The organism is Candidatus Avelusimicrobium sp., from assembly GCF_050873505.1.
In the GTDB taxonomy this organism is placed as follows: domain Bacteria; phylum Elusimicrobiota; class Elusimicrobia; order Elusimicrobiales; family Elusimicrobiaceae; genus Avelusimicrobium.
The window spans coordinates 111141-132619 of record NZ_JBNMIY010000004.1 but is presented as its reverse complement, the minus strand read 5'-3'; the positions used below and the strand labels follow the sequence as shown (position 1 = coordinate 132619).

Below are 21479 nucleotides of genomic sequence, written 5' to 3'. Positions count from 1 at the left end.
TTCTCCTTAAAATTCTTCGTTAAATTTATTGTCAAACAAATTTTTGATTGTATCAAAGGCTTCTTTTTCATCCGAGCCGTTTGTCGTAAGCGTTACAAAGGAGCCGCACTCCGCCGCCAACATCATTAACCCCATAATGCTCTTGGCGTTGACGTTTACCCCGTCCTTAGACAGTTGGATATCGCACGCAAAATTAGCCGCCGTCTGCGCCAGTAGCGCGGCCGGGCGCGTGTGCAAGCCCAACTGGTTAATGATTTTTATGTCTTGTTGTATCACAAATCCCCCATATTACAAATAACAAACAAGGTTAAACACGGCTACCGCCGCCAAATACAAATACATATTCGGTATGCGCAGTTTGCGCGTAATGAAACTGACCATAATAAAAAACAGCACAATTACGGCCCGCGTAACAAAATGCACATCTATTTCGGCAAAGTCTTTTAAATAATAATATACGCCGAACAAAATCATCCCCACCGCCAACACAATACCAATGCGTTTGGCGTTGTAGATGGTTTTGTTCCAGTCAAACCGCGTAAGGCCAAAGCAGGAATTTTCCTTGGCGGTGTAACTGATTTTTAAACCTTGCCATTTTACAAACAGCGCTACGGCGTTAAAGGCAAAAAAAGCGGCCGCGCCTGCGCCAAAGACATAAAAAAGCGGAATTTTTACACTTTCGTCCAATTCAAAAAAGTTCACGCCCAAGGCCAGCCAAATAAAAATAGCCAGTAACAGCGTAAGCGGCTTTAACGCGCCCCAAAACAAGCGGTCGCCAATAGAGGCCGTAGTAATGGATAAACTGCGGCGGATACTGTTCCACTCGTTTATTTTGTTCTTAAAGTCGGAAAGCGACTGCGCGTGCGCAATTTCTTCCTCTTGCTTGGCAAGCGCACCCAAACAAAAAGACGCCATTACGGGGTGTGTGTTAAAACTTTCCAAATAGCGTTGCAAAACAGAGGGCAGGGCGTCTTTGTCGTCCTTGTATTCGTTTTTCAAAAACGGCAACATTGTAAAGGTAAGCCCCAAGTTTTGGTATTTCATATAGTTCCAGCCCGCTTGCAGAAAGAAGGAACGCAGAAACAAACTAAGTTGCAGAGAGAATTTCATACGCTACCTCGTCTTTAAGCGGAACGCGGGTACCAATGTGGCAAGCCCGATCCACGGAACAGCCATATAGGCAAACCGGCACGCAAAATGCGCTTGCGCCGGGATAAACGGCACGAGCCACACTAGGCCCTTGCCGCACAGCCAAGTAAACAAAAAAATCAGCAGGAACGTGCTTAAAAACGCATTGGCGAGGGCTGATAAAATGGCGTGATTAATTTGCCCGGGCTTTTGCATTACTTGCCGCTCCCAAAAAATCAGCCATTTAAAGCGGTTCTTGCGCATAAACTTTTCGGCGAGCGCAAATAAAATCGCTCCCACCACGCCGAAGAAGAACGCAAAATAAAGTTCAATGCACATTGCGTGCAACGCAAGCGTAACCGCGGAACAAACCACCGCGCTGGGGGGTAAAATGCCGCCCAAGGGGTTTACGTCCGAAAAGAGCAGTTCCGTAAATACCCCCACCTGTATCCCCGCCATTAAATCGCCTGTCCAAAGGGATAATAGTGGCCCCGCGATAATTCCGCGCGAAAGCGTCAACTGGAACGCATACGTTGTGTCCAGTTCCAGCAAAGCCGCGCTTACGCACAGGGCAAAAATTTCCGGGGTCATTGTAAGGCCTCGCTTACCGATACGGAAGCGGAAGAGGGGACAGCGCGTGTTTCAATTTGGATGCCCAGGTCTCGTATCAGTTTTAAAAATTGTTTATCATCTGCGTCCAAAAATACGTTATCGTCCAACTTTTGGGCGCCGTCTTTAAAGTGCATCCCACCGATGTTTAAGGATTTAATTTGCAGGCCGTCTTTAATCAGGTCCGTAAATTCTTTTAAGGAACCCATTAACAGAAAGATTCTCCGCTTGGATTCGGCCGCATACCGCGCGCAGGCGTGCGGGTCCAGAATTGTTAGTTCATATTCGTAGGGCAGACTCAAACGCAGAAGCCCGCGGTTGAGGCAGGACTCCTTGTAACAAGGAATCAAAATCTCATCCACATTTAACTCCGGCAGCCAGGCCTGTACAATTTGGCCGTGAATCAGGCGGTCGTCCACCCGTGCGAATATAATCGGCATTAGAGCCCCTTAATCAAAAGTTCCGTTGCGTTGATAACCGCGCGTTTGCCGTCGGCTTCAATTTTTTCCGCCAGTTCCTTGGAGGATAATTTTTTGCGGTTGTTCATTGCGGTTAGGAGCATACTTAAATTAAGCCCCGTAATCACGTAGCATTTGGGCAAATCCTTGCTGGCGGTAAGGGAAATATTGGTTGCGCTGCCACCAAAGATATCGGTCAAAATAAGCGCGCCGTCTTCGCACGATTTTAACAGTTCGTGCAGTTTGGCGGCTTCCTTTTCCACCGAGGCGGCCGTGGTAACGGCAAAGGTAGCAAAGCCGTCGTCCGACGGTTTGCCGATGATTTGTCCGGCAGTTTCCAACATTTGTTGGGCCAAGTGCCCGTGCGTTACTAAAACAATTTTTACCATAATTAAAGTCCTATGTCCCTATGAAATTCCGAAGCGTTTAACCCTGCTTTGGTCAGGCGTTGGGCCAGTTCGTGCGCCATAAAAACGCTTCTGTGGCGTCCGCCCGTGCAACCCATTGCAATAGTTAAATAACTTTTTCCTTCCTTAATATACTTAGGTATCAAATATTTAATTAAATCTGCAAATTTTTCGGCAAACTCCTTGGTTTCTTTAAAGGACATTATGTATTGCTGGACCTCTTTGTCCAAGCCCGTTTTTTCGCGCAGTTCGGGAATATAAAACGGGTTGGGCAAAAAGCGTACGTCCATTACAATATCGCAATCCTTTAAAATGCCGTTTTTAAAGCCAAACGACGCCACGGTAATTTGCATATCGCCCTCGCGCGTAAGGCCGAGGAGCGCGGAGAGTTTTTCTTTAAGTTCGCCCAGTTTCAAATCCGAGGTGTCTATCACCTTGTCGGCCATTGTGCGGATAGGGCTCATCACCTTGCGTTCGTGGGCAAGGGCGGTGGCCAGTTTTTTGTGAATCGGATGGCGGTGCTTGGTCTCCGAGAATCGGCGAATCAAACACTCCTCCGACGCGTCCAAAAAGATGACCTTTACAACGAAATCGTCCTGCACCATTGAGTTCAAAATCTTGGGCATATCGCGCAGGCGGTCGCCCTCGCGCACGTCAATACCAAGGGCCACATCGCGGCGTTCGCCGCTTTGTTTTAAATAATCGGTAAAGTTTTTAAACAGGGCAAGCGGCAGGTTGTCCACGCAATAGAACCCAAAGTCGCCAAAGATTTTCAGCGCCTGGGATTTGCCGGCCCCGCTCATACCCGTAATGATAAAAATCCGTCTTTTATTGCTTGCCATTGGTCCCCTTCTTCATTTTGTCCAAGATTTTTTGGCTAAATTCCTTGGCGGAAAAAATGCCTTGGCTTTTGAGTTGCTGGTTTAGCGCGGCCACTTCAATCAGTACGGCCAAGTTGCGCCCCGGTGTAACGGGCAATCCCAGCGAAGGCACCTCTACCCCCAAAATATTAGTCGTTTTCTGCTCCACTCCCAGGCGGTCAATGGGTTGCTTGCTGGGGGACGTAAGCACCACTTCCATATCAATATTGGTTTCGTCTAACGTAGAGCCTACGCCAAACAAAAGCGGTACGTCCAAAATTCCCAGCCCCCTAACTTCCATATAATGCTTTAACATTGTCGGGCAGGAGCCGACCAGAAAACGGCCAAACCGTTTTTGCACTTCTACGACGTCATCGGCGACTAAAATATGTCCGCGCTTAATCAGTTCCAGCGCGCACTCGCTTTTGCCAATGCCCGCATCGCCGCGAATCAGTACGCCGATGCCGCTCACATCCACCAGTACGCCGTGCATATGCGTAACGGGCGATAATTTTTCGTCCAAAAAGCGGGAGAACTCCGCAATAAACGCGGTGGACTCCATATCTGTTTTAAGCACCGGCACGTCCGAGCCCAAACAGGCCTTCCGTACGGCAGGTAACGGGTCTAATCCGGCGGTGGTAATCACGCAGGGCACTTGGCCCTCGCTTAACATTTTGGAAATGTTGGCACGCAGGCGCGTTTTGTTTTCCTTTTGGCAGAACGCGTGTTCCCCACGGCCGAACACTTGCACGGAATTGGGGCGGAAACTTTCCAAATGGCCGCAAAGCGCCAAGCCCGGGCGGTTGACGTGCCCGAGCGTGATTTCGCGGTGGATATACCGTTTCCCGCAGACCAACTCCAAGTGGAGTCTTTCCACTTGGAGCAGTTCTGCTACGGTGATAGATTTGGTAAATTCCAAAGCCGCCCCCGTGTGGGTTATTTCTTCTTAATCGGTTTAATCAGCCCGTAGGTACCGTCCAGGCGTTTAAAGATTAAGTTGATTTGTTTGGAATCTTCGTCCAAGAACATCCAGAAGGAATATCCCAGGCGTTCCATTTCGTAGGCGGCGTCTTCCGGGTTCATCGGAGAAACTTCCACCTGCTTGATGACGGAGAATTTCACATCCGTCTGCGGCAAAATAAGGTGTTCGGCGAACGGATTTACATCCGCTTCCTTTACAGCCTTTTTGGTTACCTTGCGGGCCTTGGCTTTGTTTTTGATTTTCTTGGCCTGCGCTTCGGCTTTTACAGCCGCGGCGTCAATGGCTTTGTAGAGGTTGTCTTCCACGGCGCTGGCGCTGATGGTGGTTTTAGCCCCCGTGTGCAGCACAATGTCGGCGCGCTGGTTGATTTTCTTTTCCACCGAAATCAGCACTTGGGCGGAAACAATGTTGTCAAAAAAGTTTTCAATCTTGCTTACGCGCGTGTTGATAAATTCTTTGATGGCCGGAGTCAATTTAATGTTTTTGGCCGTAATTTTAATATCCATATTCCCTCCGTTATTGTTTTACGAGTGTATCCCCGTAGAGTTATTAAACCATTAATCAGCCCCGCTGTCAATTACGCGTACGGGGAACGGACGCAACTGCACTAAAACCTGTGGGGCGGTTGGGCCGCAACCGTATGCGGCCGGAGAAAACTATTAGTTGAATAGGGCGTTGGCGCCCGTGAACGGAAGAATTATTTGATGCGCCTCCGGGAACGTCAGTTAATATTAGTAGTGTAGGCGTTTTGAACGGAATTTCAAGCCCTGCCTTGCGTTTGGGGATAAATTTGTTTAAGATATAAATAAGCAAGTACCCTTGCCCGCCGGACGCTTCGGCACAATTTGATGCTGTTTTTGGAAGCCTGTGTGGAACAGGTTGAGCCGTTAAGTCGGCACAAGTCACTCCAAAAACGGCCGTATTTTAAACGCAATATGAGCGGCCTAATTACCCGCTTGTATTGCGTTGAACGCTCTTTGCCATATTTTTATATATGGCAAGGGCTACGGCTGTTTGCTTCGGGTTAGTGACTTGGCTCTGGCAACCGGCCGTTTTTGTTTCCTCACGGGCTTAAAAAGAAGCCCGCTTCCTTATTTCACTCACTTTGATTGCTTCTTTCTCCATATTATAAGGCGTTTATTTTTAACGCGTGGGAAAACCTCCGCCAAGAGTCTCCCGCGCGCATCCCCGCGCGTTTTTTGCGCGCGGGGTATTTTAAAAGGAGCAATTATGAAACCTCAAATCTCGGTGTTAATTCCCGTGCGCAACGCGGAAAAATATTTACCCCTGTGCTTATCTTGTTTAGCCAAGCAGACCTTTACGGACTTTGAAATTATCTGTATAGATTCCGCTTCTACCGATAACACTCTCTCCATTTTGGCCCAAGCCGCCAAAGAGGACCCGCGCCTGCGCTTTACGACGCAGGAAAACAAAGGGATTGCCGCCACGCGCAATGCGCTCGTGCAACAGGCGCAGGGAAAGTATTTGGCGTTTATAGACGCGGACGATTTTGTTTTCCCCGCGTATTTGGAAAAACTATATCAGGCCGCCGAAGCGGAGCAGGCCGAAATCACCAAGTGTTTCTTTCACGAGGTGGAAGAAAACGGTTTTCCGCGCGTACAGGAACATTGCCACAGCAGTTTTTACCGCTTGTGCGCGGAAGGGGACGGCGCGCGCTTTCGCGGCGGGTACGAGGATTCCGTACTGTGGGGAAAATTATTTTTGCGCGAGTGGTTTGTAAAACATCACTTTGAATTTTGGACGGGGCGCGTAGCCGAGGATTTTTGCGTGGTTATTTTGGCTTATATGTATGCTAAAAAAATTGCGGTCGTGCCGGAAAAATTATATTGCTACCGCAAGGGAAATGCTTCGGCCATTACGGCTAATTCTTATAATATGGCCGTCGGCGCACTGCTTAATTTAGTGGATTTAAAAACAGATTTAATCCGCCGCCAAAAATGGAACCGCCAAACGGCGCAGGAGTGGATGCGTGCTACGGTGTGGGGCATTTGCCGCTTTCGTAAATTCTCGGCGGGAAAACGCCAAGAGCAGCAAGAATTGCTCTCTCGCGCTTTTACCGCCGCGCGCGAAAGCGTGAGCCTTTGCGGCGGACTTTCTTACCTGCGCTGGCGTTTATTCTTTTTGCTTGTAAAATTGAGTGGCAAGCGGAGCGTTTACTTTTGGAGCAAACTTTTTAGATGACGGCAGATTTTCCAGTTGATTTAATTTTGCCGTGGGTGGACGGGAACGATCCTGCTTTTGTGCGCGAGCGCAATAGGTATGCGGTTGCTCCTGTGCCCGCCGCGCGGTTTGTGCAATCTGGGGAACTGCGCTACGCGCTGCGCAGCGTGGAAAAATTTATGCCGTGGGTAACGCGCGTAGTGCTGGTAACCAACGGCCAATTACCGCCTTGGTTAAACCTAAAATATCCGCATTTAAAAATTTTAACGCACGCGGAATTTATGCCCGTTTCCGCTTTGCCTACCTTTAACTCGTGTGCAATAGGAATGGGTGTAACCAAGTGGCCGGATCTAGCCGAACACTTTTTGTTGGCCAATGATGATACCTTTGTGTTCCGGCCGGTTGAACGGGAATATTTCTTTCCCGCGCCAAACCGTGTGAATAATTATTACGCCTTTTACCCGCGTAAAAATTACGGAGAGACTTCCTACGGCCGGCAACTGTTGTTTATCCGCAAGCGGCTTAAAGCGGTTTTCCCTGGGTTAGATTTTCCGTTGGAGCCCACGCATAATATTTCGGCTTACTTAAAAAGTTCCGTGGCTCCGGCTTGGAACTTATTTGCAGATGAGTTATCTGCTACTGTGCAAAGCCGTTTTCGTACAGAAAACAATATGAACTTTTATTTGTTTGCGTGTATGGCCGCAGTGCAAGGCTGCGCGCAGTGGAAAAAGCGGCGTATATCGCGTTTGTTCGGTTCAGATGCGTGTGTATGGGAGTTGTACCAAAACTTTGATCGGGAAATAAACAAGTACCGCCCGCGGTTGGTGTGTTTGAACGATTCGGAGAACTGCGGTCCGCAGGACCGGGCTAAATTGACGGCGTATTTGCAAAAGGTATTTCCTTTGGCAAGCCGTTTTGAAAAAACATAAAGGGGCACAAAACGCTGGAGCAATGCGTGATGTCGTACAATGCGAGTTGCGCCCCTTCGCGTCTGGCAAAGCCTCGCGCGAAAAAGAGAGTGATGTGCGCGAGTGCCTGTGTCTGTAAAACACCCCGCAAGAGTGCGGGGTGTTTTAAATTAGTTTATTTTGCGTTTACCATTTTGGCTCTGGAAATATCGCCTTTCTTATCCAAGAAATAGAGATATCCTTTTTCTTTTTTGATACCGCATTTTTCAACTTTTTTCGGTTTACCGCCTTTTTTGCCGCCTCTGGCCATTTGCACGCGGGCAATATCGCCGTCTTTGTCAATGTAGTAGAGGAAGCCGTCTTCGCGGTCCATACCAACTTTGAGTACTTTTTCTGCCATAGTGGATAATCCTCCTTTTAAGGAAAAACAGTCTTACGAGAAAAGTCTAATAAAAAAATATACACTTTGCAAGAGATTTTTTTCGTCGGCACTCTCTCGGTGGGACAAAAGGGCCGTACGCGTAGGAGTGAAATTTTGCCAAAAACGCCTATATTGTATAGGGAAATGGTATAATCAAATTATATCTGCCAATAGGGGACGTTATGTATTTAAAAGCGATTGAAATCCAAGGTTTTAAATCTTTTGCCGACAAATCCCGCCTGGACTTTGAGCCCGGCATTACTTGCGTAGTAGGCCCGAACGGGTGCGGAAAATCCAACGTGATTGACTCCGTGCGCTGGGCCATCGGCGAGATGAGTTGGAAGTCCCTCCGCTCCGCTTCTATGGTGGATATTATCTTTAACGGTACGGCCAAGCGCGCGCCTTTAAATATGGCGCAGGTCAGTATGGTGTTTGACAACGCTTCGCGCCAGTTGCCGCTTGATTTTAACGAAATTACCGTTACGCGCAAAATCTTCCGCTCCGGCGAAAGCGAATACTATTTAAATAAAGTCCAATGCCGCTTGCGCGATATCCGCGATTTGTTTTTGGATACGGGTATCGGCGGCGAGGGGTACGCCATTATTGACCAGGGAGGCGTAGAAAGCGTTTTGTCCGCCTCGGCCGAGCAACGCCGCGAAATGTTTGAAGAAGTGGCGGGCGTATCTAAATATAAGGCCAAGCGCGAGGAGTGCATTAAGCGTTTGGAGCGTGTAGATTTGGATTTGGCCCGTCTGGCCGATACTGTGGCGTTAATTGCCGAGCAAATTAAAAAATTGGATAGCGAAGCCAAAAAAGCCCGCCTGTATCAAAAGTACCGCGAGGAATTAAAAGAAAGCGAAATCGCCATTTCCGTTTGTTCCATTAAAGAATCGGACGGTCTGATTGCCAAGCACTCCGGCGAATTGGCCCCTGTGGTAAAAAAATTAGAAGATTTAGAGGCCCGCATTTCCGCGCAGGAAGGGGCCGCCGCCGCATTGGATTTAAATTTAACGCATAAACAAAAAGAAGCCGCCGAATTTAACGAAAAAATTTCCGCCAGCAAATACCAAGTGGGGTTGTTGGAAGGCGCTATTAAAAACTGCGACAACCTAACGAGCGAACTGACCACACAGGTAGCCACGTCGGGCGCGGAAGCGCAACGCGGGCAAAGCCGCTTGCAGGAATTGGCTCCGGCGCTTGCGCAACTAAAAGAACAGTTGGCGGCTGTGTCGGCGGAACTCACGCCGTTGCAGGCTAATTACAACGAGCAAACCGCCCAGGCGCAAAAGTTGGAAAACGATTTGCGCGCGGCAGAATCGCAGTTGCAACGCTCATCGGGCGAATTGATGTCGCTCGTGCAAAAGCAAATGGAAGCCGAGAACCGCATTTCGCTGGAAGAGTCCTCTATGCAGCGCGAAAACGAGGATTTGATTGCGGCTGAAAAAACGAGCCAAGCCCAACAAGCAGGGCTGGCCGGCATCCAAAAAAGTTTGCAGGAAATTTCCGCCCGTGTGCAGGCCAAGCAAACTGAGGCTAACCAAGCGCGCGAAGCCATTGTGAGCGGTGAAGAAAATGTGCGCAAATTGCAAGGGGTTCGTTCTTCTTTAAACGAAAAACTTTCCTCTGTAAAATCGGCCCGCGCCGCGCTTTCCGCCAAGTTGGAGATTATTCAAACCCAAGGTAAAAACGACCCGTATTGGGTGGGTGCCAAAACGGTGGCCGAAAGCGGTCTTCCCGGCGTAAAGGGCACATTAAGAAAGGCCCTCAAATATCCCGTTGCGTTAGGTGTAGCGGTGGAGGAAGCCTTCGGCAAATATTTGGACGCTGTTTTGTGCGCGGATGCACAAACGGTGGAACAAGCCTTATCCCTTTTAAAACAGCACGGCAAGGCCCGCGCCAAGTTTATTGTTTTAAACCAAGTGCCCGCAACGCCCGAAAAACCGGCTAAAAATGCGCTTAAAAACCAGTTAAAGTATCAGCCGGAACTGGAAAATTTAATTAACTTTATCATCGGCGGCTACTCGTACCAAGATGGAGCCGTAAAGGGCGAGTTCTTTATTGGCGGCGGGGCGGAAGGTGTCCGCGCGCCGGAAGCCTATTGGGGCGAGGAAGAAACCGTCCGCGGGGAAATGGCGGCCAAGGCGGCGGAAGAAGACGCTGTGTCCAAGGACATTATCGCCAATTACGAAGCCTTGTCCAAGGCGGAAGAAAATTTGAAAAATCTGCGCGCCAAGTCGCAGGAAGCCGTTTTATCGTTAAACTCCGTGCAAAACGAGCGCGCCAACAAAGAGCGCGAACTGCGCTCCACGCAAGACGCACTAAACCGCGCCGCCCAACGCAAACAGGAAATTACTTTGCGCGTAGATAACCGCAAACGCAATGTGGAAACGCTCAAACAAAACTTGCAGGATTTAAAACGCCGCCACCAGGAAGCCGTAGTGCGCGGGGAAGAGTTAAAAAAATCCCAAGTAACGCTGCGCGAAAACGCCGAAAAATTAAAGGGCGAAATTAACGCGTTAAGCGCAAAACTCTACGAAGTAAAAATCAAAAAAAATAACGTGGAATTGGATTTGAAATCCACGGAATACGAATTTAACAGTTTAACCGCCAGCGAGGGCCAGCGGAATCAAAAAATCGCATCGGCCAATTTGCGCCTAAAAAGTTTAGCCGAGGAGAAACTTTCCACCCAAGCCAAACTTTCCACCGAGCGCGATACATTAGCCAAGTTGGAAATTGACGAGCACAAAATGCGCTCCGATTTGGAAACGCTCAAAAAAGATTACAGCGATAAACTGGCCGCCTTAAACGCGTGCAAAAAGGAATCGTCCGACCTGACGATTAAAAAGAACGATTTGGAAAATGCCCTTTCCAACGCGCGCCGCCAACGCACCACGGTAGTAAACAACTTGTTTGAAAGTTGGAACATTACGCCCGAGGAAGCGCAAATGAATTACGGCGACAAAACGGTGGATTACGAGCGCGTAAAAATGATGAGAAAGCGCATTGAAAATATGGGCGCCGTCAATATGACCGCGCCGGAAGAGTACGACGCGCTGACGGAAAGAAACACCTTCTTGCGCACGCAAATTGCGGACTTGGAAAGCGCTAAAAAAGATTTAAAGTCCGCCATTAACAAAATCAACCAAACCACGCGCGAAAACTTTAAATATACGTTTGAGCAAGTGCGTATGCACTTTAAAAACATTTATCAAACGCTCTTCCGCGGCGGCGAGTGCGACCTCGTTCTCACCCAGCCGGATAACCTGCTGGAAACGGGCATTGAAATTTACGCCCAGCCCCCGGGCAAAAAATTGTTGAACATTACTTCTATGTCCGGCGGCGAAAAAACGCTTACCGCAATGTCCTTGCTGTTTGCGTTCTTTACGCATAATCCGTCCCCGTTCTGCATTATGGACGAAGCCGACGCGGCCTTGGACGAAGCCAACGTGGAGCGCTACGTGAACCTGATTAAAGAGTTCTCCAAAACCACGCAGTTTATCGTGGTAACGCACAACAAGCGCACAATGGAATCGGCCCGTATGCTCTATGGTATTACAATGGAAGAAAGCGGCGTTTCCAAGGTAATGTCTGTCAACCTGGCCGAGCGCAACCCCGAAGCCACGCAAAAAAAGGAAGCCATTGAGGCGTTGGCGGAGGCGTAATGAAGATAGGGGTGTTTTCGGACGTACACAGTAATTTAGAAGCGTTAAACGCCTGCTTGACCCGTTATGAGCAAGAGGGCGTGAAACACTTTATTTACTGCGGGGACATTATCGGTTACGGGCCGGACCCCGAAGCGTGCGTAAAGAAAATTTCCTCTTTAAATTTGCTGGCCTGCGTGTTGGGCAATCACGATGCCGTGTTTGTCCAGCCCGAGTTGGAAACCTTGTTTAATTATGACGCTAAAATTGCGTTGGATGAAAACAAAAAGCATTTAAGCGAAAAATCTATCCGTTATTTAACCTCTTTGCCCACCGTAGCACGCGGCGAAAATTTTACCGTGGTGCACGGCACTCCCAACGACCCGATAAAGGAATATTTTTCCAGTTGCGCCCAGTTCCGCACCACATATGACAAGTGGCAGGGAAAAATTTGCTTTGTGGGGCACTCCCATTTGCCCTTTTATATCCGCGGTACGCAAAACTCGTGCGTGATTTATTTGTGCAAGCGAGAGGACGCCACCGTCCACCTGTCCGATAAAATGCGCTATGTGCTGAACCCGGGCTCCGTGGGAAAGCCGCGCGACTTAAACCCGCACGCTTCCTTTGGCATTTGGGATACCGACAAAAGCACCTTCCGCTTTATCCGCCAGCCGTACGATTTTGCTCCTACGCAGAAAAAAATGCAGGAAAGAAAGTTCCCCGCATTTTTAATAAACAGTTTGGCGCACGGCCTGTAATTACCGCTTTATTTTTTGCTTGGCATAGTGCAAAAGCGCATTTGCCGCCGCTCCCGCCGGGATGCATAGCACAAATTCAAACGGCGCGCGAAAACGTGCATACGCGCCGAAAAACACCGAGCCAATCCCCCAAAAATACAAGCAATACAGTAGCAGAAAAAAGGTTTCCGTTCGGCGCGTTTTCCACAGCAGTACAAATCCGCCAATGCTAAAAAGTACCAGTAAAAACACTTCCCCGCCGGCGGCAACAAAAAGCAGTTTATTGGAGGCTGTTTTGAGCCAATTTTCGTGCAGGGCGGTGGTGTGGTTTAACATTTGTCCGTCTAATTCTTCCTCGGGTACGGCCCCGCCCGTTAGCAAGCGCGAAAGGTGGACGAAATTAGCCCCAAGGAGCGTCTTCATCGCCCATAAGGGGGCGCGGGAGAGTTTATATAAAAAGGCTTCTTTGATAAGAGGTTTTGCCATTGCTTTATACAGGCGCGCTTGGTCCGCAGGGGGGAGCGCGTTAAAGCCGGGCGGGAGTGAATTTTCCAGCGCGGTGTGTGCCTGCGGAACGGACAAATTATATTTGTAGGCCAAATAATCCTCGTTCCACATATACAGGTTGTACGCGCCCACAGACGTAAACCCACCGAAGCCTGTTTGAACGTAATTTCTCGCTTGCCACGCGCCGACGAATACCAATAAGGGGATAAAGAAAAGGGCGGCAAGCTTCCAAGCCGAAAAGAGCACCAGTTTGGCGGCGGAAAAACACACCAGGATAATCGCGCTTGCGAACATAAAATAATACGCGGCCGGGCGCACATAAACGGCCCCCGCCAAAAAAAGCGCGGACAACAGAATTTTCCACCCGGCGGGTTTTAATAAAAAATCCACTGTAAAATAAACAAACCAAGCAAGCAAAAACGCGCACAAAACTTCCGTCAGCACGGCAAACGAAAGCGAAAAATAGAGTACGCTCGCCGCACAGAAGAGCGTCGCCCAACGCGCGGTATTTTGGCCGCTTATTTTTTCAGCCGTCATATACACGGGGATAAGCAAGGCAAGCGAAAGCAAATTTTGCACGAGCGCTACGGCCCACGTCATATTGCCGAAAACCGTTTGCACCAGGGCCAAAAAGAACGGATAGCCCGGCGTGCGCAACAGCATTGGCGCGGCGGTTACGGCTTCCCACATTTGGCCGTATTCCAGCCACGTTTGCGCCGGGTAAACATAGGTAAGCGAATCAGGGAACGCCAAAATCTTTTCTCCCATCGGGTGCCAATAAAACAGCCCGAGGAGCGCCGCCCCTTTCACCAGGGCCAGCGCGGCAAAAATATACCAAAACACTTTATCTTTATAAAAACGCATATGTTTATTGTATGAAAAAGAGGCTTCTCCCGCAAAAAAGATAAAATATAAATATGCATACCAGTATTTTTGAAGCGCTTATGATGTTGGGTTTCGGCGTGGCGTGGCCGTTTAATATTTTGCGTTCCGTACGCAGTAAAACCGCGGCGGGCAAAAGTTTTGCCTTTGCTTTTACGCTGGAATTTGCCTATATTTGTGGGGTAATCCATAAAATTTTATACTCGTTTGATATCGTCTTTTGGCTGTATTTGCTGGATGCGGTCTTGGTGCTGATTGATATTATTTTAATGTTCCGCAACCAGCGGCTGGATAAATTCCGCGCCCTGCGCGCCCAAGCCCGCAAGCGCCGCCAGGCTTCTCCCAAAATGGTAAAATATAAATAGCAATACAGCACGCCCCGCAAAAATATAGCCCGCTCCGCGCTGTGGGAGGTAATATGAGTATTTTTGAAGCGTTAATGATGTTAGGTTTCGGTCTTGCCTGGCCGTTTAATATTTCGCGCTCCTTGCGCACAAAAACCGCCGCCGGCAAAAGTTTCCTGTTTATGGGAACGATTGAATTTGCTTATGTGTGCGGGATGATTCATAAAATTTTGCACAACTTTGACTGGGTCTTTTGGCTCTATGTGCTTAACTTTGTAATGGTATTGGTGGATTGCCTCTTAATGGTGCGCTATACCAAGTTGGACGTCTTCCGCAAACGCCACGCGGACTTGAAGGCCAAACGCCACCGCGAACGGATGCAAAAAGCCAAACAAAACTAATTTAAAGCCCCGCAACCAGCGGGGCTTTTTCATATCTTCCTTGTTGGCGGGCGGCCTTATTAACCCTTTTCCGCGGGCTTTTTATTGGGCGAAAAATTGCCTAAAAAGATATAATAAAAGAAATTCAACCCTCTACGCAGCAGAGCGAGGTTCTTATGATTAGATTTAATTGCGATTACAGCGAAGGCGCCCACCCGCGTATTTTGGAAAAGTTGGCGCAAACCAATTTGGAACAAACACCCGGCTACGGGCAAGACACCTATTGCCGCCAAGCGGCCGATTTGATTAAATCCCTGTGCCAAACGCCGGATGCCGAGGTACACTTTTTGGCGGGCGGTACGCAAACCAATCTAACGGTGATTGCGGCCTGCCTGCGCCCGTACCAAACGGTCATTTCCGCCGATTCCGGGCATATTAACGTGCACGAAGCGGGTGCGATTGAAGCCACGGGCCACCGCATTTTAACGGTGCCGGAGCAAAACGGCAAATTGACGGCGGAGCAAATTTCCCGCTGCTGCAAGGAGCATTGGCTGGACGACAACCCGGAATTTGCCCCCCAGCCCAAACTGGTGTATATTTCTTTCCCCACGGAATACGGCACGCTGTATTCCAAGGAGGAACTTTCCGCCATCCGCCGCGTGTGCGACGAGAATAACCTCTTTTTATTTGCGGACGGCGCGCGCTTGGGCTACGGTTTAGAGGCCCCCGGCAACGACGTTACGCTGGCGGATTTGGCCGCCTGCTGTGATGTTTTTTACATTGGCGGTACGAAGATTGGTGCCCTCTTGGGCGAAGCGGTGGTAATCGTAAACCCCAAACTCCAAAAGGATTTCCGCTATTTTATGAAGCAACGCGGCGCAATGCTGGCCAAGGGACGCATTTTAGGGCTTCAATTTTTGGCCTTGTTTGAAGACGGCCTCTATTTTAAACTTTCCAAACACGCCGACGATATGGCGCAAATCGTCCGCCAAGCGTGCAAGGACAGCGGCTTTGAATTTTTGTATGATTCTCCCACCAACCAGCAATTCCCCATTATGCCGGATGAGTTGGTAAAACAGTTGGAAGAATTATACGCTTTTTCGCACACCAAACGCTTGGACCACCACCGAAGCGCCATCCGCATTTGCACCAGTTGGGCTACCCGCCCGGAGGATGTGGAGCAACTGGTGGCTGATATCCACAAATACGCGGGGAAATAATATGCTACACATCGGGTGCCATTTATCATCTTCCAAGGGTTTTAAGGCAATGGGCGAAACCGCTCTTTCTATCGGGGCGGATACGTTCCAGTTCTTTACGCGCAACCCGCGCGGCAGCCAAGCCAAACCCATTGACCCGCAGGACGCCGAAGCCTTGCGCGAACTGCTTGCCCAAAAGCATTTTGCACCCATTATTGCGCACGCACCCTATACGCTTAATCCCGCTTCCGCCGACCCCAAAACGCGCGAATTTGCCCGCCAGACCTTTGCGGACGATTTACAGCGTATGGAATATGTGCCGGGGAACCTGTACAACTTTCACCCGGGCAGCCACGTCGGCCAAGGAGTGGAAAAAGGCATTGAACTGATTGTGGAAACGCTAAACGAGATTTTAACGCCTAACCTGCATACCACGGTACTCTTGGAAACAATGGCCGGCAAGGGAAGCGAAATCGGGCGGACCTTTGACGAGTTAAAACGGATTATGGACGGCGTGAAACTAAATAACCTACTGGGCGTGTGTATGGATACCTGCCACATCAGCGATGCGGGTTATTCGCTCGTGCATTTGGACGATACCTTGGCGGAATTTGATAAGCAAATCGGCCTGCCCCTTTTAAAGGCCGTCCACCTAAACGACAGTTTGAACCCGCAGGGGGCGCATAAGGACCGCCACGCCTGTATCGGCCAGGGCACCATTGGCCTAAATACCTTGGTAGGCGTGATTAATCACCCGGCCTTAAAGCATTTGCCGTTTTGTTTGGAAACCCCCAACGATTTGGCGGGTTACGAAAAAGAAATCAAACTCCTGCGCGGATTATATAAGGAATAACTACCGCTTGGGCTTTACCGCCAACATCAGGCTGTATCCGCCCACCCAAAACGCGGCCCAACTCTTGGGCAGTAAATAGTGCGCCAGCAAGCGTATGCACATACCGATACGGCTTTTGAGCCCCGTCAGTTGCGGCGGGCGTTCTACATATTTATTGGTGTAATGCGCGTGCAAAATCTGCCAGCCGCGCTTTTTTAAGAGCCTTTTTAAATACCTTGCTGTAAAAAAGTGGATATGCCCCACCGTTTGGTATTCTTCCTCTAAAATTTCAGGTTTTATAAGCGTGCGGAACGATAAATCCAGCGGAACGTGCAAAATAAGTACAGGGGCCTTTTGGGCGAGTTCGCTTAAAAACCGTTCCATATCCGGAACATGCTCCACTACATCTATGGCTAGGGCTAAGTCAAAGGTTCCGTCCGCCCACGCTTCACACAAAAAATTTACGTTTTCGGGCGCGTGCTGTTTGGCCAGACTAATCGCCTGCGGGGAAATATCGCACCCGGTAAAGCGTATTTCCGGGTTGTGGCGGGCCCAATGGTTAATGAGAGCCCCCGCTCCGCACCCGGCGTCCAATACCGAGTGGGGGGACAAACGGGCCGCCTTTACGGCGCGCAAAACGTGCGCCAGTTTCCAGCGCGCGTCTTGTGCGTGCCAGCCGGGATTTTGCAAAAGATAGTTACCGTCTGTATAGCGGGACATACCTTTATTATACCTTTTACCTATTATATAAGGGGCTTTTGCGCAAAAAAACCTTTCCTTTTGGCCTAAATTCTGTATAATAGGAATATATTGTTTTTTATATACAAACCGGAGGATAAATGAGAAAGTTTCTCGTTGCAGTTTTCTTTGTGCTGTCTGCTCCCTTACTTACGCAGGCGGCCCAAAATGTCCAAATAAACTGGGACGGCCAAAATCACTACCGTGAAATTACCGATAATACGAACGATAACAAATCGTTGGCTATCGTCGGGGCCGGCTCTTTAAATGCAGGGGCTATTGATGGGGCTTCCCTTACCGTAAACGGCAAAAACATCAATATCAATGATGATGCGGTTGCCAATACGGTTTATAAATCGGTTACGCACAGTTCCGACAACAAATTTGAAACCCCGACTTCGGGCAATGCTACCAACGGCGCGTATGTCGCCGGCGGTGCAGCCTATAACAACAATGTTACGAACAGTTCCGTTAGTATGACGGGTACGAACCTGACGGGCAGAAACGTAATGGGCGGTGCGGCCTTAATGCGCGAAGCGGGCGACCGCTTTGGCGACGCGTCTGCCAATAACAACGCTGTTTCCATTAGCGGCGGTACGGTAGATTTTTACCAATTTACCCCTACCGGGGCTTCTTCTACTGAAAAGTTGGGCGGCAATGTGTACGGCGGTTATACCAAATTTTCCAAGGGTTCGGCCAATAACAACACCGTTTCTATCACGGACGGCGCAACCGTAAAGGGCGACGTCATCGGCGGTTATACCGACGAACGCTTGACCGAAGAAGATGTGGAAACTACGGGTGTAATTGACACCAAGGCCAATGGTAACTATGTGCTCGTAAAAGATTCTACCGTGGAAGGCACGGTGGCGGGCGCCAAGGGCGCGGCTACGGCCGAAAACAATACGGTTATTATTGATAATTCCACCGTGGCTACCGTAGTGGGTGCCGCCAAAGGCCGCGGCGTGGCGGACAGTTCCGCTTCCGTCGTAAATGTGGACAATAACACCGTTATTATCAGAAACAACAGTACCGTAACGGATTTGGCGGCGGCTGTAAACGGCACGTCCGTAAACGCCAAGGGTAACTCCTTGACGTTGGATAGTTCCAACGTTAATATGGCTTCCATTTATGCGGTAAAAATGGGTTTAAACAAGGACGCGGAAGGCAATTCCGTAGGCGCGACTGTTGGCGAGAACACCTTGAACCTGAACAATATGAGCGGAACCTTTAACGAATTGGGCGGCTCCGTCAACTTGGCCGGCACCTCCAACGGCAACGTAGTAAACGTAACCAATTCCGCCTTAACGTTAAGCAACTCCGGTAAATTCTTTGGCGATACATTGGACTTAACCACCTTGTCCGCTAACGAACTGCTGCCTGCGGCTATGCCGGCGGACCAGGGCGCTATTTTCGGTGGCGCGAGTATGACCTATACCCGCACCGTAAACACTACGCCCAGCACGGACGCGCCGGAAGCGGAAGAAGTTTCTATCGGCGGTACCAACAGCGATAACAACACCGTTTCCATTGCGGGCGGCGATTCTGTAAAGGACGTAAAAGCCAATGTGTTTGGCGGTTTCTCCGCTTACATTGACGAAGTAAATTATCAAACCAAAGACGAGGCCGGTGTTATCACCACGGTTAAAAAAGTGGGTTTGACTACTACCACCACCTCTGACGACCCGGATGCTGACCAGGTAGAACCGGAAACGGCGGATAAAATTGATGATGTGTATTCCGCCTCCAACAACACGGTAATTTTGGATAACGTAAAATTCAGCGGTAAAGTATATGGCGGTTATGTATATGGTGCCGAACTGAAAGACCAGAATATGCTTACCCAAAATAACACCGTTATTTTGCGCAACAAAGTGGAATTGGACCCGACCGCTGTAATCTATGGCGGTAATAACGAATTTTACGGGGCTTCCACCAACAATTTGGTTTTTGACCGCACGATTGGCACGTTTACCAACAAAGACCAGTTCCAAAACTTTAACGACTGGTGGACCATCAATGCGGACTTTAATACCGACCTGCACTTTGATTTCGGCGTTTACGCCAATATGACGCTTGATAAATCTACGATGCAGGAAGGTTCCAAAACCGTCGTAACCACCGTTACCAATACGGACTTAACGGGCGTTCGCGAAGGCGATACCGTGTATGACTTGGTGGACAGCGGCGTGGTATTGACCCAGCGCAAAGTGGGTGTTTACTCTTATGATTTGTCCGCTACCAGAGGTTCCGGCAACGAAATTAACTGGACCCTTACCGCGACGAAAGATAAAGCCAACGCCGAAGTGTACGGCCAGTTGCCGCTTGTCGGTTTGGCCTTAATCAGCGAAGGGCCCGAAATGCTCACCCAAACCTTAAACGATTTGTGGAAGAGCGACACCGAACAGAACACCTTTATCAATGGCGGTTACCACCACACCCGCTACAAAACGGGCAGCGGCTTTGACTTGGATTCCGGCCTTGCGCAAGCAGGCGCTTGGAAGAAATTTACGAACGATTGGGCCCTGGGTATCTACGCCAAATATGCGGGCGGTTCTTATAAAACCTTCCCCATTAAAGTTACCGGCGATGCCAATGTGTTCGGCGGCGGTTTGATGACCTCTTACCGTTACAGCGATACGGGCCGCTTGGAAGCCACCGTGGAAGCCGGCTATGTGGACGCCAAGTTTGAATCCTCCGAACTCTTATCTACCTTTAAGAGCAAAGGAATGTACTACGGCGCCAGCGCGGGCTTTGTGGAAAACCCGCTGGAAGATTTGAGCCTGTACGCTAACTTCAACTGGAAGCGCAAAGCCTCCGACGATATCACCGACGACTTGGACCAGAAAATCAAGTTTGATACCTTGCAGAGTATGGCCCTGCGCTTCGGCGGCGATTATGCCTTTAACTCCGTGGACTGGAAGGGTGTAATTCCTTCCGTCGGCGCGAGCGCTATCTACGAAATGGACGGAAAATCTACCGTTACGGTGGAAGACGTCAAAAACAGCGAAGCCTCTATGAAAGGGATGAGCGGCCGCGGCCAAGTGTCTTTGGCTTACCACAACCAAGATACGTTCCTGCCCTTGCACACCGTGCTGACCGTTTACGGCCAGTTGGGCAAGCGCGAAGGCTTCGGCGGCGAAGTGAATATTTCGTTTGAGTTCTAACATAAATTCAAATGCAAATTTTGGTAAAGGCCCTTCGGGGCCTTTACTATTTTAAAAAAAAGTTGCACAAAAAAATAAAAACTGTTATAATAAATATGTAGTCATTAAGGGCCTGTAGCTCAGCTGGGAGAGCGCCTGCATGGCATGCAGGAGGTCGCAAGTTCGATCCTTGTCAGGTCCACCATTTACCCTTAATAGAACCCGCCTCTCGGCGGGTTTTTTGTTTTATATAGTTGCCTAAAAATATGCGCCGCGTAAGTAAATCACTGCTTTTTTAGGCGGAAACTTAATTATTTGCCGGGCAAAATCTTGTTCTCTATCTTTAACGGAAAACCAGGGGCGTTTTGGGAGAAATTTTCCCACGGGCCCGTACCCGTGGGGTTTTACGGAAGTTGGATTTTGTTTTAAGTTGTTGTGCCTTGGCTGTGTGCCGGGAAAAGTAATTCTATTTTTTATTATTTCGCGTAGTTCCGTTAAACCTTGCTAAAATGCGTTTATTTCGTTAGTTGTAGAGGTGCAAGAGAAGTTTATCAGTATGTGCCTAAAAATGCGTATATGCGGGGTTTTTATGGCGTTTATTATGGTTGGCGCGTTGGCTGAGTGGGGGAAAATATCGTTCTTGTGTGCGGTTTGCGGCCCGGTGCGCCTTTTACTGCGCTTAAATCTTGCGCGGCCCCGCCCGTCCTGCTCGCCTTTCGGCCTATGGCCTCAAACTCGTAAGGCTCCGGCTTTCAATTCCTAACGCAGGCAAAGCAGTTTGCCTGCTTACTGGCACAAAAAACCACCCTTTCGGGTGGTTTGTGTAAATATATATAAGAAAAGGGGGGAATTTTTCAAACAAAAAACCGTTTATTCTAGGCGCCAGCGAGGAAGGAATACTGTGGGCACACGCGCGGAAGCGCGGAGGTATCCGACTGAGCGGGCAACAACGAATAAACGGTTTTTAGAAAGAAAAATGGTGCCCAGTATAGGGATTGAACCTATGACCTTTCCCATGTCAAGGGAACGCGCTACCGCTGCGCCAACTGGGCTTAAAATTGTTATGGCTTTATTGCCTTGCCTAGCGGGCGCGTTCCCTCACAGCGGGAACGAACTTAT

20 protein-coding genes and 2 tRNA genes are annotated in these 21479 nt (G+C 49.3%); 10 read left to right on the top strand and 12 right to left on the bottom strand.

Features of this window, described 5'->3' with window-relative positions; all coding sequences use genetic code 11:
* Positions 1 to 6: 6 nt before the first annotated feature.
* The 8 genes from ACR0QV_RS03555 to hpf are packed head-to-tail and all read right to left on the bottom strand — an operon-like array spanning position 7 to position 4950.
* Positions 7 to 276 carry an HPr family phosphocarrier protein gene (locus ACR0QV_RS03555; protein ID WP_428054350.1) on the bottom strand — a complete coding sequence of 90 codons (270 nt, stop codon included), beginning with the start codon at positions 274 to 276 and terminating at the stop codon, positions 7 to 9.
* Between the two features lie 12 nt (positions 277 to 288).
* The gene (locus ACR0QV_RS03550; RefSeq protein WP_432634652.1) at positions 289 to 1110 is read right to left on the bottom strand and encodes a PTS system mannose/fructose/sorbose family transporter subunit IID; all 822 of its coding nucleotides are present in this window, start codon (positions 1108 to 1110) and stop codon (positions 289 to 291) included.
* A 3-nt stretch (positions 1111 to 1113) separates the two neighbouring features.
* Positions 1114 to 1719 (bottom strand): PTS sugar transporter subunit IIC, encoded by a 606-nt coding sequence (locus ACR0QV_RS03545; RefSeq protein ID WP_432634650.1) that lies wholly within the window; start codon positions 1717 to 1719, stop codon positions 1114 to 1116.
* On the bottom strand, positions 1716 to 2177 hold the full coding sequence (locus ACR0QV_RS03540) for a PTS system mannose/fructose/N-acetylgalactosamine-transporter subunit IIB (protein ID WP_432634648.1): 462 nt from the start codon (positions 2175 to 2177) through the stop codon (positions 1716 to 1718). The genes ACR0QV_RS03545 and ACR0QV_RS03540 overlap by 4 nt, the downstream gene beginning before the upstream one ends.
* Positions 2177 to 2584 (bottom strand): PTS sugar transporter subunit IIA, encoded by a 408-nt coding sequence (locus ACR0QV_RS03535; protein ID WP_428054358.1) that lies wholly within the window; start codon positions 2582 to 2584, stop codon positions 2177 to 2179. The genes ACR0QV_RS03540 and ACR0QV_RS03535 overlap by 1 nt, the downstream gene beginning before the upstream one ends.
* Positions 2585 to 2586: 2 nt before the next feature.
* The gene (gene rapZ, locus ACR0QV_RS03530) at positions 2587 to 3444 is read right to left on the bottom strand and encodes an RNase adapter RapZ (RefSeq protein ID WP_432634646.1); all 858 of its coding nucleotides are present in this window, start codon (positions 3442 to 3444) and stop codon (positions 2587 to 2589) included.
* Positions 3431 to 4381, bottom strand: coding sequence for an HPr(Ser) kinase/phosphatase (hprK, locus tag ACR0QV_RS03525; RefSeq protein ID WP_428054362.1), 951 nt, complete (start codon positions 4379 to 4381; stop codon positions 3431 to 3433). Before hprK ends, rapZ begins: the two co-directional genes overlap by 14 nt.
* Positions 4382 to 4398: 17 nt before the next feature.
* Entirely contained in the window at positions 4399 to 4950 is a 552-nt protein-coding gene (gene hpf / locus ACR0QV_RS03520) for a ribosome hibernation-promoting factor, HPF/YfiA family (RefSeq protein WP_428060920.1), read from the bottom strand.
* A 724-nt stretch (positions 4951 to 5674) separates the two neighbouring features.
* Between hpf and ACR0QV_RS03515 the strand changes: the two genes are divergently transcribed.
* Together ACR0QV_RS03515 and ACR0QV_RS03510 are read left to right on the top strand one after the other, a co-directional pair.
* Positions 5675 to 6646 (top strand): glycosyltransferase family 2 protein, encoded by a 972-nt coding sequence (locus tag ACR0QV_RS03515; protein ID WP_432634643.1) that lies wholly within the window; start codon positions 5675 to 5677, stop codon positions 6644 to 6646.
* Entirely contained in the window at positions 6643 to 7554 is a 912-nt protein-coding gene (locus tag ACR0QV_RS03510) for a stealth family protein (RefSeq protein ID WP_432634641.1), read from the top strand. The genes ACR0QV_RS03515 and ACR0QV_RS03510 overlap by 4 nt, the downstream gene beginning before the upstream one ends.
* Before the next feature lie 154 nt (positions 7555 to 7708).
* Here ACR0QV_RS03510 and ACR0QV_RS03505 read toward each other — a convergent pair whose 3' ends face one another.
* Positions 7709 to 7933, bottom strand: a complete 225-nt coding sequence (locus ACR0QV_RS03505; RefSeq protein WP_087287124.1) for a hypothetical protein — start codon at positions 7931 to 7933, stop codon at positions 7709 to 7711.
* Between the two features lie 203 nt (positions 7934 to 8136).
* Between ACR0QV_RS03505 and smc the strand changes: the two genes are divergently transcribed.
* The gene (smc, locus tag ACR0QV_RS03500; protein WP_432634639.1) at positions 8137 to 11616 is read left to right on the top strand and encodes a chromosome segregation protein SMC; all 3480 of its coding nucleotides are present in this window, start codon (positions 8137 to 8139) and stop codon (positions 11614 to 11616) included.
* Positions 11616 to 12353 carry a metallophosphoesterase family protein gene (locus ACR0QV_RS03495; RefSeq protein ID WP_432634637.1) on the top strand — a complete coding sequence of 246 codons (738 nt, stop codon included), beginning with the start codon at positions 11616 to 11618 and terminating at the stop codon, positions 12351 to 12353. Before smc ends, ACR0QV_RS03495 begins: the two co-directional genes overlap by 1 nt.
* On the opposite strand, the gene ACR0QV_RS03490 is transcribed toward ACR0QV_RS03495, so the two are convergent.
* A complete protein-coding gene (locus tag ACR0QV_RS03490) occupies positions 12354 to 13703 on the bottom strand; it encodes an ArnT family glycosyltransferase (RefSeq protein ID WP_432634635.1) in 1350 nt (449 codons plus the stop codon).
* A 53-nt stretch (positions 13704 to 13756) separates the two neighbouring features.
* On the opposite strand from ACR0QV_RS03490, the gene ACR0QV_RS03485 reads away from it, so the two are divergent.
* The 4 genes from ACR0QV_RS03485 to ACR0QV_RS03470 all read left to right on the top strand — a co-directional run bounded on the left by ACR0QV_RS03485 (position 13757) and on the right by ACR0QV_RS03470 (position 16497).
* Entirely contained in the window at positions 13757 to 14086 is a 330-nt protein-coding gene (locus ACR0QV_RS03485; protein WP_432634633.1) for a hypothetical protein, read from the top strand.
* Between the two features lie 53 nt (positions 14087 to 14139).
* Positions 14140 to 14466 (top strand): hypothetical protein, encoded by a 327-nt coding sequence (locus tag ACR0QV_RS03480; RefSeq protein WP_432634631.1) that lies wholly within the window; start codon positions 14140 to 14142, stop codon positions 14464 to 14466.
* A gap of 155 nt (positions 14467 to 14621) precedes the next feature.
* Positions 14622 to 15665, top strand: a complete 1044-nt coding sequence (locus tag ACR0QV_RS03475; RefSeq protein ID WP_432634629.1) for a threonine aldolase family protein — start codon at positions 14622 to 14624, stop codon at positions 15663 to 15665.
* A gap of 1 nt (position 15666) precedes the next feature.
* Positions 15667 to 16497, top strand: coding sequence for a deoxyribonuclease IV (locus ACR0QV_RS03470; RefSeq protein ID WP_432634627.1), 831 nt, complete (start codon positions 15667 to 15669; stop codon positions 16495 to 16497).
* Here the strand turns inward: ACR0QV_RS03470 and ACR0QV_RS03465 are convergent, their stop codons facing one another.
* Positions 16498 to 17196, bottom strand: coding sequence for a class I SAM-dependent methyltransferase (locus ACR0QV_RS03465; RefSeq protein ID WP_432634625.1), 699 nt, complete (start codon positions 17194 to 17196; stop codon positions 16498 to 16500). It abuts the gene before it with no gap.
* A 119-nt stretch (positions 17197 to 17315) separates the two neighbouring features.
* Between ACR0QV_RS03465 and ACR0QV_RS03460 the strand changes: the two genes are divergently transcribed.
* Together ACR0QV_RS03460 and ACR0QV_RS03455 are read left to right on the top strand one after the other, a co-directional pair.
* On the top strand, positions 17316 to 20381 hold the full coding sequence (locus tag ACR0QV_RS03460; protein WP_432634623.1) for a hypothetical protein: 3066 nt from the start codon (positions 17316 to 17318) through the stop codon (positions 20379 to 20381).
* 108 nt (positions 20382 to 20489) lie between these two features.
* Positions 20490 to 20565: transfer RNA gene (locus ACR0QV_RS03455), tRNA-Ala, on the top strand.
* A gap of 772 nt (positions 20566 to 21337) precedes the next feature.
* On the opposite strand, the gene ACR0QV_RS03450 is transcribed toward ACR0QV_RS03455, so the two are convergent.
* Positions 21338 to 21412: transfer RNA gene (locus ACR0QV_RS03450), tRNA-Val, on the bottom strand.
* Positions 21413 to 21479 lie beyond the last annotated feature (67 nt).